Below are 15755 nucleotides of genomic sequence, written 5' to 3' on the forward strand. Positions count from 1 at the left end.
AGTCTGCCCCGTCGACATAAGAGGGCTTCTTAGAGGTCGTTGAGGTCGTTGAAGTCGTTGAAGTCGTTGAAGTCGTTGAAGTCGTTCGGTTGTCGCTCGACATCCGCGCCGCCGACCGGGCAGCCCGCACGAAGACCAGGGCCGGGATCCCGGTTCCGCTGCGGGTGAGGGCCTCAGGAAGCGGTCAGGGACAGATGGCGCAGCGCGTACGAGCGCCAGGGGCGCCAGGCGTCGGCGGTGGCCGGTTGCGTGCCGTCGGGCAGGGCGACGTCGGGGTCGCCGAGTGCCCGCATCCGGATGACCGCGGCGGTCCGCGCGTCCACGCCGGGCAGCGCGCGGAGCGCCGCCTCCGCGTCGTCGCGGTCCGCGCCCGCGTCCAGGCGTAGGGAGCCGTCGGCGAGCGCGGTGGCCAGCGCGCCGAGCGGGCCTGGCTCGGCCGTCAGCTCGGCCGGTGCGGGGAAGACGTGGGTGAGCCGCCCGCACGCGGCGTCGAGCGCCTTGCCGTACCGCCCCACGAGTCGCTCGGCGCCCGCCCGCCCCGTCAGCGCGCGCACCGCGAACTCCTCCGGGTCGGCGGCGCCGGGCGACCTGAGCCCGGGCCTGGCGGCGACGAGCGGGGCGAGCCGCGGATCGGCGCCGAGCCGCTCGTCCACGGCGTACGGGTCGGCGTCGAGGTCGAAGAGGCGGCGCAGGCGCTGCACGGCCGTGGTGAGATCGCGCAGGTCGGTGAGGTGCAGCCGGGCGTCGAGCCAGCCGCCGCGGTGCACGGCCCCGGTGCTCGACCCTCCGCCGGCCGCGGTGGTGGCGTCGTTGTGCGCCTCCTCGACGGCCACGATGCCGGTGCCGTAGGGCAGTCGGAGCGTACGCCGGTAGGTGCGGGCGCCCCGCTCCCCCGTGACCTCCTCGATTCCCTCGACCGCCTCGTCGGCGAGCAGGTCGAAGACGGCGTCGGCGCGGTAGGGGCCCCGGTGGGCGAGGCGGAGCGGGATGCCGGCGGCGGGTGTGGGGCGGGCCGAGCCCTGTCGGGGGCCGGCGGCGCGCAGTGCGGTCGGCGTGAGCGCGTACACCGCCTTGATGGTGTCGTTGAACTGCCGGACGCTGGCGAATCCGGCGGCGAAGGCGATCTCCGTGATCGGCAGCTCGGTGGTCTGCAACAGGACGCGGGCGGTGTGCGCGCGCTGCGCCCGCGCCAGGGCGACGGGTCCCGCGCCCAGCTCCGCGGTGAGCTGACGCTGCACTTGGCGGGCGCTGTAGCCGAGGCGCCCGGCGAGCCCCGGCACGCCCTCGCGGTCCACGACCCCGTCGCCGATCATGCGCATGGCGCGGCCCACCACGTCGGCGCGTACGTTCCAGTCGGCGGAGCCGGGGACGGCGTCCGGCCTGCACCGGCGACAGGCGCGGAAGCCGGAGGTCTGGGCGGCGGCCGCGGTGGTGTAGTAGCGGACGTTGCGGCGCTTGGGGGTGACGGCGGGGCAGCTGGGCCGGCAGTAGATGCCGGTGGTCTCGACGGCGAAGAAGAACTCCCCGTCGAAGCGGGCGTCCCTGCTGCGCACGGCCTCGTACCTGGTCTCTTCATCGATCACCCCTCCATTGTGAAACGGCCCCACCCCCACGGCTGGCGGATTTCGGACACGACATTTCGCGGGGTACGGCGCGATGTCCCCAGGGGCGCGGAGAGCGGCGGGACGCCCCAGGGGCGCGGGGAGCAGCGGGACGCCCCAGGGGCGCGGGGAACTGCGCAATCTTTGAGGGGCGCGGGGAACTGCGCAACCTTCCCCGGGCGCGAGGAACGACGCAACCGCCCAGGGGCGCGGGGAACTGCGCAATCTTTGAGGGGCGCGGGGAACTGCGCGACCGCCGAAACGGCCCCGCAGCCCCCACCCACCCCACACCGCTCAAGCTCAGCGCAAGCGCCCCCGCTTGACGTCCAGCGCCGCCCTCCCCTCCGCCCCCCGCAACCGCCACTGCCTCCGCATCTCCGCCCGCGCCCGCGCATCCGTCTTGGCGACGATGCGCTGGTTCTCGCGGATCAGCTTGCGGTAGCTGTCGAGGCGGCGTTCGGGCAGCGTGCCGTCCTCGACGGCGGCCAGCACCGCGCACCCCGGCTCCACGCCGTGGGCACAGTCGTGGAACCGGCAGCGCTCCGCCAGCGCCTCGATCTCGGAGAAGACCTGTCCGACGCCGCTCTCGGCGTCCCACAGGCCGACCCCGCGCAGTCCCGGGGTGTCGATGAGGACCCCGCCGCCGGGCAGCGGGATGAGGTTGCGGGTCGTCGTGGTGTGCCGGCCCTTGCCGTCGACGTCACGGATGGCCTGGACCTCCATGACGTCGCTCCCGGCGAGCGCGTTGGCCAGCGTCGACTTGCCGGCGCCGGACTGGCCGAGCAGCACCGAGGTGCCGCCGGAGACGACGGCGGCGAGGATGTCGACGCCCTCGCCGGTGGCGGCGCTGACCGGCAGCACCTGCACGCCGGGCGCCGAGGCCTCCACGTCCTCGACGAGGTGCCCGAGCGTGGCGGCGTCCGGCACGAGGTCGGCCTTGGTGAGCACGACGACGGGCCGGCCGCCCGACTCCCAGCCGAGCGCGAGGAAGCGCTCGATCCGGGCGAGGTCGAGCTCCACGGCGAGCGGCACCGCGATGATCGAGTGGTCGACGTTGGCGGCGAGGATCTGTCCCTCGGACCGCTTGGACGAGGCGGAGCGAACGAAGGACGTGCGCCGCTCCAAGTACGCCTGTACGTAGCGGGGATCGGCGCCCCGCGGGTCCACGGCGACCCAGTCGCCGGTGCACACGACCTTCAGCGGGTCGCGCGGGGTGACGAACTCGGTGTCGGCCCGCACGGTCCCTTCGCAGGTGACGACATCGCACTGCCCGCGGTCGACGCGGACGACGCGCCCGGCGACCAGGCCCCGGGCCGCGTAGGGCGCGAACTCGGCTTCCCAGCCCGCGTCCCAGCCGTACGGGGCGAGCGGGTGCGGGGCGGACGGGGAGGAACCCGCGCGGGAGGAGAACGGAAGAGAGGAGGAAGACAAGGGGTGACCCTTCACAGGGGTGGCCCCGGCGTCCGCGCGCGAGTCGGCGCGGGAGAGGAACAGGTCAGCCGGTGGTGGCCACGGAGGTGGACTTGATGAACTTCCGGATGCGGGCAGCGCCCATCGCAACGACAGCCATCGGTCGACACCTCCAGTTCCTGCTGGGTCGGTCCAGGTGGCCGGCCGGCCACCTGCGAACAGCGCAGAGCCTAGCGACACCCCCGAAGACATCGCCACCGCTTTTTCACCCCGCCCGCGGCCCCTCCCCCACGGCCCCTCCCAATGCCCCCGCACGCGGCCTCCTCGGGTGCCTCGCACGCGACGCGGCGACAGCCGAAGGACGTCCGGCATTGGGCTGTTCCGTCACCACGGCGATGGCTACGCTGCCTGCCACGTTCCCGCCCGGGGGCACGAGGGGGGACAGATGGCGATACCCGAGACACCCGTAGGGACCGTGGGGGCGCGGGATCGGGCCGCGACCCGGAGGCTGTGCGCGGGCGTCTATCTGGACGCGCGATTTCGTACCGCGGTCATCCACGGCGTCTACAACGCGCGCCGACGCCGGGTCGCCCCCTCCTACGGGTACGACCTGGTCCCCGTCCTCGCCCACGCCTGGCGCGCCTGGTGGCTGTCCACGGTCGAGGACGCCCTGTTCCTCGCGCTCTTCTGCGCCGCCTTCGTCATGCGGCCCGCCGCCGCGTTCTTCGCCACGGCCGTACTCGTCGACCTCGCGCTCCTCGGCTCGGTGGTCCGGCGCCTCTCCAGGCGCTGGTCGGATCTGCGCACCGGCACCGACACCGGCACCGACACCGACGACGAGAGCCGCCCGGAACAGTCGGTCGTCACCCTGCGGGAGGGGCTGGCCCTGGCGGCACTGGCCACGGCGGTGGCCCTCGTCGTACTGATGGCGAACGACGGGCCGCGCGGACTCGTGCCCGCCGCTCTGATCGTGGTCGCACCCTGCGTCGTCCTCGCGGTGAGCGACGTCCTGCGCCAGCTCGCACTGAACCGGCTGCGCCGCCACCTGGAAACGGACCGCCCCCTGCGGACGAGTCGGCGGCTCTCCGTGATCGACGGACAGCAGCGGCACCCCATGGTGGTCTACTCGGGGAACGAGCCGTTCATCGGCAGCGGCCGGCGCCTGAAGACCTGGTCCTTCGCCCAACGCCTGGTGGAGACAAAGGGGATCGCGAGCGAGAAGGACGTGGAGTTCGCGAAGAAGCCGTTCCCCACCTGGGATCTCGTGGAGGAACTGCGGCGCGCCATCGCCGCGTTGGGCACCGAGGAGGACCCCGAGACGAGGCTGCCCGGCCTGGTCGTGGAGGATTCCCTCTTCGTGGAGGGCCGGTACGCGCAGAGTTACGCGGATGAGCTGACGGCCGCCCCGGACGCGGAGCTGATACGACGCATGCTCGACAGCCCCACCGAGACCGCCCGTCACCATCTGACCTGCCGCGTGGAGTCCTGGGGCGGCGACCTGGTCACGACCATCTTCGTGCACGTGTCACTCCAAGGGCGCACGCTGTACATCGAGTTCACCACCTGCGGCCTCGCGCCGACCCGCCTGGAGTACCACGTGGTCGACCTCGTCGGCGGGACGGGGCGCAGGGCGGCGTTCCGGGCCGCCCTGACGAGCCCGCGCCGCCTTCCACCGGCCGGTCTGGCGCCCTTCCGCCTGCTGGCCGCGGCCGCCCTGCTCGCCGGATCCGCACGCGCCGGGGCCGACTCCACCGCGGCGAGTCTCAAGCGCGGCCTGAACATCGGCGCCTCGCTCAGCGCACGGGAGATCGCCTCCATCGAGGCGGACGAGAGCTACTTCCAGACGTTCGACGTCGCCAAGCACTCGAAGGTCATCGAACGGCGCCTGCTGGCCACGGTCGGGGAGTTCCTCAAGGAGCACGGCGTGGACACCACGGAGTTCCTGCAACGGGCCACCGCCATCCTCAACAACGGGATCATCAACACGGGTTCCGGGAACGTCGATGTCCAGAACACCGCGATGGGGCAGGAAACCAGCCTCTCCACCTGACACGAGGGGAGATCCCGGATGAGCAACTACGGGATCAGCAACACCGGGCCCGGCAACGTGAACGTCAACGGCCCCACCGCCATGGGCAAGAACACGCGCGTGACGGTGCACGGCTCCGAAACCGCGAACGCCGGCGACACCGCCGACGAGGCGCTCCCGGCGCCGACCCGGGCCGAGGAAGGGGCTCGGCGGGAGCAGGTGTGGGACGCGGGCGTGATCACGGTGCTTCCCGTGGAGAACAGCGCCACGATCGACGCGCTCGCGCGATGGGGCACCCACACCGAGCGCCGCACCCAACAGGGCGTAGTGTTCCATGAGTTCACCCGTGCAGCCGGGGCGCGGACCCTTCGCCTGTCCCTCACCCAGTCGCTCCTGCCGGGACAGCACTTCGCGGGCAGCGCGGTCGAGCACCTGCGGAGGGAGTACGCCCCGCGCCTGGTCGCCCTGGTCGGGATCGCCGGCTCCATCCACCCCGACGTACGCCCGGGCGACGTCGTCATCGCCCAGGAAGTCGTCCACTACGAGCCGCGCAAGGTGACGTCGGAGGGCACCCGGCGCCGTGGCCGCGGCCACACCGTCACGGCCGGCGTCCAACACGCCATCAACGCCTTCTTCACCACCCACGGGGAGCCCTGGCCGCTGCCCGGGTCCGAGGACCACCGCGCGCTGCGTGGCCTGATCGGTTCCGGCGAGGCGGTGCTCGCGGACGTCAGCGCCGAGGAACGCCGCTATCTGCGCGAGTACAACGAGAAGATCCTCGCCGTGGAGACGGAAGGCGCGGGTCTCGCGACGGCCGTCCACGCGAGCACCGGTCAGACCGGGGCCGCGGGGGCCTGGGTCATGGTCCGCGGGATCTCCGATGCGGCGGACCGGCAGAAGGACGACAGCCACCACGCGATAGCCAGTCGGAACGCGGCGTACGTGTTCAGCGCGCTGCTGCCGCACCTCACGTGATTCCCGGTCCGGCCGGTCGCCGGGCCGCCGTCGGGCCGCCGTCGAAGAGAAGGGAACGGAATGGCCGAGCCGGACGAAGTGACACTGGGACGCGTCCTGCTCGCGGAGTACGAACAGGTGAAGGCGGAGCAGAAGAGCCGCATCACCCTCCGGGACAACCTCATCTACGCGATGCTGGCCGCGACCGCCGGCGTCATCGCCGCCACCATCCCGTCCGCCAGCCGCACGGCCCTGCTGCTGCTCCTTCCGCCGCTGTCGGTCCTGCTCGGCTGGACCTACCTGGTGAACGACGAGAAGATCTCGGCCATCGGGCAGTACATCAGGACCACGTTGCGCCCGCGACTGGCCGAAGTGGTGGGGCAGAGCGACGCGTTGTTCGGCTGGGAGACCGCCCACCGGCAGGACCTGCGCCGCGGCTCCCGCAAAAGACTCCAGCTCGCCGTGGACCTGCTGGCCTTCTGCGCCGGCCCGGGGGCGGCCCTGACCGTCTTCTGGCTCAACGGACATCTCACATGGCCGCTGGTCACCGTCTCCCTGGTCGAGGGCGCGGGGCTCGTGGCCCTCGGCATCCAGATCGCCCGCTACGCCGACCTGGCACGCGACTGACTCCAGGACCCCAGGCCCCGAGCCCCAAGGCCCCGAGCCCCAAGACCCCACAGCAGCGCGCGGCGCGCGTGGAGCGAGTGATTCCGGACAGATGTCGGCCCACGGCGATCTGGCTGGTCTTGCCGTGTACGGGATAGATGCCCCAGGCATCCAATGGGGATGGATAAGGGAAGAACTGCGCTTGCGAGGTACTTTCATGACGGAGTCAACGAAGGTGACGGAAACCGTCTCCTTCCCCCAGGACCGCTCGTGCCCCTACCACCCGCCGACCGCGTACGCACCGCTGCGCGACGCCCGCCCGCTCTCCCGCGTCACCCTCTTCGACGGCCGCTCCATCTGGGCGGTCACCCGGCAGCAGGCGGCCCGTGAGCTGCTCGTCGACCCGCGCCTGTCCTCCGACCGCCAGCTCAGGACGTTCCCCGCGCCGACCGAACGCTTCGCCCGCCTGAGCGACCGGCGCATCGCCCTGCTCGGCGTCGACGACCCGGAGCACAACGCCCAGCGCCGCATGCTGATCCCCAGCTTCTCCGTCAAACGCATCGCGGCCATGCGCCCGCGGATCCAGCAGACGGTCGACGGACTCCTGGACGCCATGGTCGAGCAGGGGCCGCCCGCCGAGCTGGTGAGCGCGTTCGCACTGCCCGTCCCCTCCATGGTGATCTGCGCCCTGCTCGGGGTGCCCTACGCCGACCACGAGTTCTTCGAGGAGCAGTCGCGGCGGCTCCTGCGCGGCCCCACGGCCGACGACAGCCAGGAAGCACGGGACCAACTCGACGCGTACTTCTACCGATTGATCGACCACAAGCGGCAGGAACCGGGCGACGGACTCCTCGACGAGCTGATCCAGCGGCAGCTCACCGCGGGCGCCGTCGACCGGGAGGAGCTGGTCAGACTGGCCACGATCCTGCTGATCGCCGGGCACGAGACCACGGCCAACATGATCTCGCTCGGCACGTTCACGCTGCTCCAGCACCCCGAGCGGCTCGCCGAACTCCGCGCGGGGCTGCGGGCGGAACCGCCCCTGATGCCCGCCGCCGTCGAGGAGCTGCTGCGCTTCCTGTCCATCGCGGACGGGATGTTCCGGGTGGCCAGGGAGGACATCGAGTTCGCGGGCAGCACCATCCGCGCCGACGACGGCGTCGTCTTCGCCACCTCCCTCATCAACCGCGACGACATGACCTACGAGACGCCCGAGGAGCTGGACTGGCACCGCCCGAACCGGCACCACGTCGCCTTCGGCTTCGGCATCCACCAGTGCCTGGGCCAGAACCTCGCACGCGCCGAGATGGAGATCGCGCTCGGGACCCTCTTCGAACGGCTGCCGGGGCTGCGCCTCGCGGTGCCCGCGGGGGACATCCCCTTCAAGCCGGGCGACACGATCCAGGGGATGCTCGAACTCCCCGTCACCTGGTAGGAGTCGGCCATGGCGAGCACGGTGATTCACGTCGAGAAGGACCGATGCGTGGGCGCGGGCATGTGCGCGCTGACCGCGCCGGGCGTCTTCACCCAGGACGACGACGGCCTCAGCGAGGTGCTGCCCGGCCGTCAGGACGGCGGCGGCGATCCCTTGGTGCGGGAAGCGGCGCGGGCGTGTCCGGTGCAGGCCATCAGCGTCACGGGTGGATGACGATCCATCAAGCGCAGGATCGCAAAGGGAATTTCATGGCTTCAGTGTTGCCGTGAAGCCTCTGCCGTACGCGTGATGCGTGTCGACCTCGATACGTGTGCCGCCCGGTGCCCTGCTCACCCGGACCCCCGGGTCCGCGGTGACCTTGCGCAGCGGGCGGCCGCGCAGCAGCACCGTCACGGTGTCCCGGACCGTCGTCGGGTCGGACACCGCGACGGAGGTGGTCGCGCCGCGCCGCCCCCGGCGCACGATGACCGAGGCGGGTCCGTGCACGCGCAGGTCCGCGGCGCCGTGCCACCCCGTCGCGAAGGCGTTGGCCGCCGTCAGGCCGAGCCCGGCATGGGCGACGGCCTGTAGGCGCGCGGAGTTGGCGAGGACCTTGAGCGGCCCGTTGTGGTGGGCTCGCAGCCGGTCGTCGTCGGCATTCGGCACCAGCGCGTAGGCGAACCGGGCGGGCCGGGCGCCCGCGGGCCCGTCGAGCGTGACGCCGAGCACCGAACGGGTCACGCGCGTATCGGGGTTGGCGGTGCGCACGGCCCGGCGGCTGTGGGTGACCTCGTCCAGGGCCACCCGTACCGGTGGGGCGTCGAGGAAGACATAGCCGACGGCGGTGCCCTGGGTGGCATTGGCGTACCGCAGCCAGCGCAGGTCGGCGGTGCCTGGGCCAGTCCAGGGGCTGCCGTCGTGGCGCATGCCGGTGAGCGAGACGCGGTCGCCCACGGCCGCGGTGCGGGCGTCGACCGTGGTGGTGACGGCCCGGCCCGCGAGGTCGCCGACGTCCGCGGCGAGCACCACGATCTCGTCGTCGAGCAGGAACCACGACTTCGTGGCCGTCGCGCCCCGGTACACCACGAAGTCGGCGGGCAGCAGGTGCCGGTCGCGGTAGGCCACGTCGCTGGACTGCACCATGCCCGCGGCGCCGTACGCGCCGAGGACGGCGCCGCCCGAGTGCCGGTTGGTGCCGCGCGGGAAGTAGACGTACGCGTTCTGCGACTCGGACGACGAGGTGAAGTGCAGGGGGTGGTCCGGGTTGTCGTAGTACGGCTTGCCGTACAACTCCGGTACGGTGCGCCGCTGTTCGACCGGCGCGGTGACGCCGGCGAGTCCGTACGGCGAGACCGTGGTGTAGTAGTCGACGCCGTACGCCTGCGTCTGGTCCTGCCCGGACAGGTAGAGGTAGTACGCGCCGTCGCCCTGGAACCACGGCACCAGGTTCTCGCCGCTCATGTACTCGTACTTGCTGATCCGCTCCGAGCTGCGCGCCAGCGCGAAGGCGTAACCCGGCCTGCGGTGCACGGTCTTGTCCATGGCGTTGAAGGCGACGCTGCGCGCGGCGGCGTTGAGGTCGGCGGCCGGGACCGTGGTGTCGGCGACGATGTCGGCGTAGCGCGCGATGCTGACCGGCGAGACGAAGCGGACCGGGTCCAGGGCGGCCTTCGAGGTGGTCCTGACGTGCTTGACGTAGCCCTTCAGGGCGGTGGCCTCGGCGCCCGTCGCGAGTGAGGAGAGGTCGACGACGGCCTCCACGACCACCGCGGCATCGGTGTAGCCGGAGTCCGTGCGCGACACCGCCCGGCCCTTGACGATCTCCATCATCCAGCCCTCGAAGATCAGCGGGGCGAATCCGTTCCGCACCCAGCCGAAGACCGTCGGCACCAGCTCCGCGCCGTGCGCGAAGCCCGTACCGTCAAGGATCTTGAGCGTCTGCACGACGCGGGTGAGCAGGCCCTTGCCGTACGAGCCGGTGTAGGCGACGGAGCCGTGCTGGATGAAGGAGCCGTCCGCGTAATGGCCGTCCGTCACCCGGTGCGCCAGGTGGTACGGGTCGATCGTGACGAAGACCGTCAGCTGGTCGGTGAGGGCCTTGCGGATGCGGTCCTGCCCCGCGTCACCACCCAGGAGGGCGCCCTGCAGTATCCGGTTGGTGGTGATGTCGGCGAGGTTGGCGCCGGTGTGGAAGCGCGAGTCGAGGTCCACGTCGCCGCCGGTGCCGTTGCGGAGGTAGGCGTCCATGGAGGCGACGTAGGTGGCCACCAGCTCGGGGCGGTGGGTGGCCGACGCGTCGGCGAGCAGGACCAGGGTCCTGCTGATGTGCTGGGAGATGCCGATCTCCCAGTGGAACCAGTTGCCGTAGTAGCCCTTGGCCTGGTCGCCGTAGTAGTGCTCGTGCAGCCAGGCCAGGCCGTCGAGCACCCGGCGCTGCACGGCCGTGTCGCCGTAGAGGGCGATTCCTGGCGTGCGAGTGGCGAGGCCGATCTCGTACAGCTTGCGGTAGGCGGTGTTCAGGTTGGTCTCGTCGGTGCCGAGCGTCAGGCCGGCGAAGAGCTCGCCCTCTCCGGCGTCGTCCATCGCCTTCAGGCCGGCCCGTGCCGTCTTCTCGACGGCGGCGAGCTTCGCGGCCGTCTCCGGGCGGGCGTTGGACTCCGCGGTCCCGGCGAAGACCGCCACGGTGTTGGCGCGGAGCCGGGCGCGTCCTTCGTCGGACCCGGCGGCGCTCGCCCGGCCCGCGCCGAGGCCCGGAAGTCCCGGGTCCGCAGGAACCACCGCCAGGAGACCGGCGGCCGACAGGGCGGACATCAGGCGCCTGCGGGTGACGCCGACGGTGCGGGTGGTCTCCATGGCGGCCTCCAACGAGTACGTGGGCGGCGTTCCGGGGGCGTTCGGCGAGCGGAGTCAAGCAGACGCCCCGACCGCCGACAAGGTCCCGGGCCCTCGCCCCGTCCGAACGGCCCAAGGACGGCGCGGCACCCGCTCGTCCCGGTGAGCCTGCCGCACCGGACGCTCAGAGCCTGTCTCCGGCCCCCCGCCGGGTCCCGCCGCGCCCGGCGATGTGCGGTGGCGGGGCGATCCCGGCGGGCAGCAGCGGGTCGGGCACCGGTTCGCCCCACGTGGCGGTGAGCGGCAGGTTGCCCGCCCAGATCCCGAGCCCGGCGTCCGGGCCTTCGCCGTCGTCCGGCGGGCCCGCCGCGACCTTGACCGAGGCCTCCGCCAGGGAGAGGGAGAGCAGGGTGGTCGCCGCGAGTTCCTTGCGGCTCGGACGGCGGGCGTAGTCCCACTGGCCCGGTGCCGCGTGCTCGGTGAGCAGGCGCAGGCCGCGCAGCTTCTCGTCGGGGTCGGTCACCCGGCGCGGGACGCCGTGGATCATCGCGCTGCGGTAGGTGACGCCGTGCTCGAAGACCGAGCGGGCGAGTATCAGCCCGTCGACGTGGGTGACGGTGACGCAGACGGCCGACTCGGGATCGGTGGCCAGGCTGCGGCCGGCGACGGAACCGTGCAGGAAGAGCTGCGTGTCGTCGCGGCCGTAGACGGTGGGCACGACCATCGGCCGGCCGTCGACGACGACGCCGAGGTGGCAGACGAAGCCCACGTCGAGGATCGCTTCGAGGTCGGCGCGCGACAGGCTGCCCTGCTCGCGCAGGCGGCGGTGGCGGGTGCGGTCGGTGACGGGGAGCGTCGCGGGCAGCGGGGCTGTGGAGAGCGGGGTGGCGCCGTCGTGGTCGGATCCGGTCGAAGAGGGCCGGGACGGCGGCTGTTCGGGGTGATGGTTCACGACGCGACAAGTTACCGATATCGCGTGGACGAAGCCAGAGTACGACGAAATTCGCTGCCAGAGCCCGGCCGCACCACGATTTCCGCATCCGTCCAGCGTCGCGTCCAAGCCACCGACCGAGAATCCAACGACTCCCCGCCCCGAACGATGGCGGCCCCCGGCCCCCGCGCGGTCTGATGGAACGCATGGAGCTTCCCCACCACGAGGACGTGTCCCCCGGCACCGGCAGCCTGCCGCCCCGCGCCCGGTACGCGGCCTCCGACGCCGCCACCCTGTCCCTCAACGGCCGCTGGCGCTTCCGCCTCTCCCCCACCGCCGACGCCGAGGACGAGACCTTCGCCGCCGAGGGGTACGACTGCGACGCCCCGGGCGCCGAGGACGCCTGGGACGAGATCGCGGTCCCCGGCCACTGGGTGCTGCAGGGCCACGGCGCGCCCCAGTACACCAACCAGCTCTATCCGTTCCCGGTGGACCCGCCGCGCGTACCCACCGAGAACCCGACCGGCGACCATCTGCGCACCTTCGACCTGCCCGCCGACTGGCCGCGCGACGGCGCGGCCGTGCTGCGCTTCGACGGCGTCGAGTCCTGCGCCCGCGTCTGGCTCAACGGCACGGAGCTGGGCGACTTCAAGGGCTCCCGGCTCCCCCACGAGTTCGACGTCGGCGAGCTGCTGCGCCCCGCGGGCAACGTCCTCGCGGTCCGCGTCCACCAGTGGTCCGCCGGGTCGTACCTGGAGGACCAGGACCAGTGGTGGCTGCCGGGCATCTTCCGGGACGTGACGCTGCTGCACCGCCCCGAGGGCTGCGCCCGCGACTTCTTCGTGCACGCCGCGTACGACCATCGCGCGGGGACGGGCACGCTGCGCGTCGACTCCGAGGTCCAAGGTCGGCTCACCGTCGCCGAGTTGGGCATCGACGTACCGACCGGGGAGCAGGTCACCGTGGCCGTGGAGCCGTGGACGGCCGAGACGCCGCGCCTGTACGACGCGACGCTGGCGACGCCCGGCGAGCGCATCGCGCTGCGTGTCGGTTTCCGCACGGTGGCCGTCGAGGACGGCGTCATCACGGTCAACGGCCGCCCGGTGCTCTTCCGGGGCGTGAACCGCCACGAGTTCCATCCCGGGACGGGCCGCACCCTCGGCCTCGACACCATGCGCGCGGACGTCCTCCTGATGAAGCGGCACAACATCAACGCCGTCCGCACCAGCCACTATCCGCCCCACCCCGCCTTCCTCGACCTCTGCGACGAGCTCGGCCTGTGGGTGATCGACGAGTGCGACCTGGAGACCCACGGCTTCCAGGCGGTGGGATGGCGCGGCAACCCCGTCGACGACGACCGCTGGACGCCCGCCCTCCTGGACCGCGCGGCCCGCATGGTCGAGCGCGACAAGAACCACCCGTCGGTCGTCCTCTGGTCGCTCGGCAACGAGTGCGGGACGGGGCGCGGCCTGACCGCCGTGGCCGACTGGATCCGGGCGCGGGACGGCAGCCGGCTGCTGCACTACGAGGGCGACAGGTCCTGCGCGGACACCGACGTGTACTCGCGGATGTACGCCGACCACGCCGAGGTCGAACGCATCGGGCGGGGCGAGGACGAGGGCCCCGAACACCGCCGCCGGCTCCCGTTCATCCTCTGCGAGTACGCGCACGCCATGGGCAACGGTCCCGGCGGGCTCAGCGAGTACCAGCGGCTCTTCGAGACCTACGAGCGGCTCCAGGGCGGCTTCGTCTGGGAGTGGATCGACCACGGCATCGCGCACCCCGCGTACGGCTACGCGTACGGTGGCGACTTCGGCGAGGAGCTGCACGACGGGAACTTCGTCTGCGACGGCCTGCTCTTCCCCGACCGGACGCCGTCCCCCGGCCTGATCGAGTACAAGAAGGTGATCGAGCCGGTCAGGATCGAGGGCGACGGCCGGGCCGGAACGGTCACGATCACCAACCTCCACGACTTCGCCGACCTCTCGGGCCTCGCCTTCACCTGGTCGTTCGAGAAGGACGGCCGAACGGTCGCGGACGGCGTGCTCCCGGTGCCGCCGGTCGGGCCCGGCGGGCGTACGCAGGTGAAGCTGCCGCCCGCGCCGCGCCGGGACCCGGACGCCGAGACCCAGTGGACGGTGCGGGCGGTGCTCGCCGAGGACACCGCATGGGCGGCCGCAGGGCACGAGGTGGCGTGGGCCCAACTGCCCGTCGAATGGGGCATGGACCTGCCCCTGGCGGGCGGCGCGGCACCGGAGCGGGACGCGGCGGGGCGCCGGATCTCGCTCGGCGCCGCGACCTTCGACGCCCGCACCGGCAGGCTCCTCGCCTTCCGTGACCGCGAGATCAGCGAGCTGCGCCTGGACGTGTGGCGGGCCCCGACCGACAACGACAACGGCATGCCCTGGCGTCCCGAGCCGTCCGTGGCCGCCCGCTGGCGCGCGCGGGGCCTCGACCGGATGCGGCACCGCGTGGAGGCCGTCGAGTTGACCGACGACGGGCTGACCGTACGCACCCGGGTGGCGCCCGCGGCCTGCGACCTGGCGCTGCGCACGGAGTACCACTGGGCGTCGAACGGCGTCGTGCTGCTGCTGCGGATGACCGTGACACCCGAGGGCGACTGGGACGTGCCGCTGCCCCGCGTCGGCATCCGCTTCGGGCTGCCCGGCGCGGGCGACCGGGTGCGGTGGTTCGGCGGCGGCCCCGGCGAGGCCTACCCGGACACGGCGGCCGCCTCCCGGACCGGCGTCTGGGAGGCGGACGTCGCCGCGCTGCAGACCCCGTACGTGTGGCCGCAGGAGAACGGCGCCCGCGCGGACATCCGCTGGGCCGAGGTCGGCGGGCTCCGCGTCGAGACCGACGACTCGCCCGCGTTCACCGCGCGCCGCTGGACGACCGAGCAGCTCGACGCGGCCCGGCACCGCACCGACCTCACCCCCGGCGACACCGTCTGGGTCAACCTCGACATCGCCCGGCACGGCATCGGCACCCAGTCGTGCGGCCCCGGCGTACTGCCGCACCACGAACTCCGCGCGGAGCGTGGGCCGTTCGGGCTCACCTGCGTCTTCTCGCGCACGGACGGGTGAGGAGGGGCACCGGGGGCGGGCGTTCAGCCGACGGGGGTCAGCCGCTCCCGCAGGAATGCGACGACCCGCTCGCGCGCGGCGTACGCGGGGTGGCCCGGCTCCTCGCGGACCTCCTCCGTGAGGACGGAGTGCGCCGTCCTGGCGAAGCCCGCCGCGTTGCCGGGCGACGAGTCGAGCTCGATGACCTCGAACGCGTCGCCCAGGTGACGGCGGAGCGTGGTGAAGCGGTCGCCCGGCACCAGCTTGTCCTCGGTGAAGCGCAGGCCGAGCGCGCACAGGCCCTCGTTCCTGGTGCGGGCCACGACCGTGTCGAACTCGGCGCGGGACATGCCCGGGTCGACCTTGCGGGCGCCGCTGACGGGCAGCGGCAGCGAGGGCTGGCTGAGTACGGGGGCGATGACGGAGTCGTCCGTGGCGGCGGCCAGCGCGAAGCCGCCGGTGAAGCACATGCCGATGACGCCGACGCCAGGCCCCGGGGTACGGGAGGCCAGGTCGCGGGCCAGAGCACGCAGATAGTCCGCGAAGGGGCGCCGGGCGTTGGTCGCGAACGCGCGGAACTCGGCGGAGACGCAGGCGCGGGGGAAGACGTTCAGCACGTACGGCACGGAGACAGGGCGGCCCGGTTCGCCGAAGGGCGACGGGATCGCGACGGTGAAGCCCTCCTTCACCAGGTGCTCGCCGAGGCCCAGCACTCCCGGGTGGACACCGGGGATTTCGGGAACCAGCACGACACCGGGGCCTGTCCCCTTCTCATGGACGTCATGCGTGATGCCCGCCCCGGTGAACGGGGCCCTGCTCCAGCCGGTGAGGTCCGCTGTCGGTTCCGAACCGGGCACAGTGCCCACTCCCTTTCGTCACAAGTGTCTTATGGGTAGGTGAAGTTCATGCCTAC

General features: G+C 72.5%; 11 protein-coding genes. 6 read left to right on the top strand and 5 right to left on the bottom strand.

The window, feature by feature from the left end:
- Window positions 1–173: 173 nt before the first annotated feature.
- A complete protein-coding gene (locus ACFVYR_RS04705; protein WP_384248705.1) occupies window positions 174–1580 on the bottom strand; it encodes a DNA-3-methyladenine glycosylase 2 family protein in 1407 nt (468 codons plus the stop codon).
- A gap of 321 nt (window positions 1581–1901) precedes the next feature.
- Window positions 1902–3032, bottom strand: coding sequence for a ribosome small subunit-dependent GTPase A (gene rsgA, locus ACFVYR_RS04710; RefSeq protein WP_384248456.1), 1131 nt, complete (start codon window positions 3030–3032; stop codon window positions 1902–1904).
- 424 nt (window positions 3033–3456) lie between these two features.
- On the opposite strand from rsgA, the gene ACFVYR_RS04715 reads away from it, so the two are divergent.
- From ACFVYR_RS04715 to ACFVYR_RS04735, 5 genes are all read left to right on the top strand, one after another.
- Entirely contained in the window at window positions 3457–5061 is a 1605-nt protein-coding gene (locus tag ACFVYR_RS04715; protein WP_384248457.1) for a hypothetical protein, read from the top strand.
- Between the two features lie 18 nt (window positions 5062–5079).
- Entirely contained in the window at window positions 5080–6015 is a 936-nt protein-coding gene (locus tag ACFVYR_RS04720) for a hypothetical protein (protein WP_384248459.1), read from the top strand.
- Between the two features lie 60 nt (window positions 6016–6075).
- A complete protein-coding gene (locus ACFVYR_RS04725; protein ID WP_384248460.1) occupies window positions 6076–6621 on the top strand; it encodes a hypothetical protein in 546 nt (181 codons plus the stop codon).
- A 196-nt stretch (window positions 6622–6817) separates the two neighbouring features.
- A complete protein-coding gene (locus ACFVYR_RS04730; RefSeq protein ID WP_384248462.1) occupies window positions 6818–8035 on the top strand; it encodes a cytochrome P450 in 1218 nt (405 codons plus the stop codon).
- Between the two features lie 9 nt (window positions 8036–8044).
- A complete protein-coding gene (locus tag ACFVYR_RS04735) occupies window positions 8045–8248 on the top strand; it encodes a ferredoxin (protein WP_384248464.1) in 204 nt (67 codons plus the stop codon).
- Window positions 8249–8281: 33 nt separating this feature from the next.
- On the opposite strand, the gene ACFVYR_RS04740 is transcribed toward ACFVYR_RS04735, so the two are convergent.
- Both ACFVYR_RS04740 and ACFVYR_RS04745 read right to left on the bottom strand, forming a co-directional pair.
- Window positions 8282–10867: a polysaccharide lyase family 8 super-sandwich domain-containing protein gene (locus ACFVYR_RS04740; protein WP_384248465.1), complete on the bottom strand. Its 2586-nt coding sequence runs from the start codon at window positions 10865–10867 to the stop codon at window positions 8282–8284.
- A gap of 163 nt (window positions 10868–11030) precedes the next feature.
- The gene (locus ACFVYR_RS04745) at window positions 11031–11711 is read right to left on the bottom strand and encodes a pyridoxamine 5'-phosphate oxidase family protein (RefSeq protein ID WP_384248708.1); all 681 of its coding nucleotides are present in this window, start codon (window positions 11709–11711) and stop codon (window positions 11031–11033) included.
- Between the two features lie 272 nt (window positions 11712–11983).
- Between ACFVYR_RS04745 and ACFVYR_RS04750 the strand changes: the two genes are divergently transcribed.
- Complete coding sequence (locus ACFVYR_RS04750; protein ID WP_384248467.1) at window positions 11984–14863, top strand: glycoside hydrolase family 2 TIM barrel-domain containing protein; 2880 nt, start codon at window positions 11984–11986, stop codon at window positions 14861–14863.
- Window positions 14864–14886: 23 nt separating this feature from the next.
- Here the strand turns inward: ACFVYR_RS04750 and ACFVYR_RS04755 are convergent, their stop codons facing one another.
- On the bottom strand, window positions 14887–15699 hold the full coding sequence (locus tag ACFVYR_RS04755; RefSeq protein ID WP_384248468.1) for a dienelactone hydrolase family protein: 813 nt from the start codon (window positions 15697–15699) through the stop codon (window positions 14887–14889).
- Window positions 15700–15755: the final 56 nt, after the last annotated feature.

It is taken from the genome of Streptomyces sp. NPDC058284, from assembly GCF_042881135.1.
GTDB lineage: Bacteria > Actinomycetota > Actinomycetes > Streptomycetales > Streptomycetaceae > Streptomyces.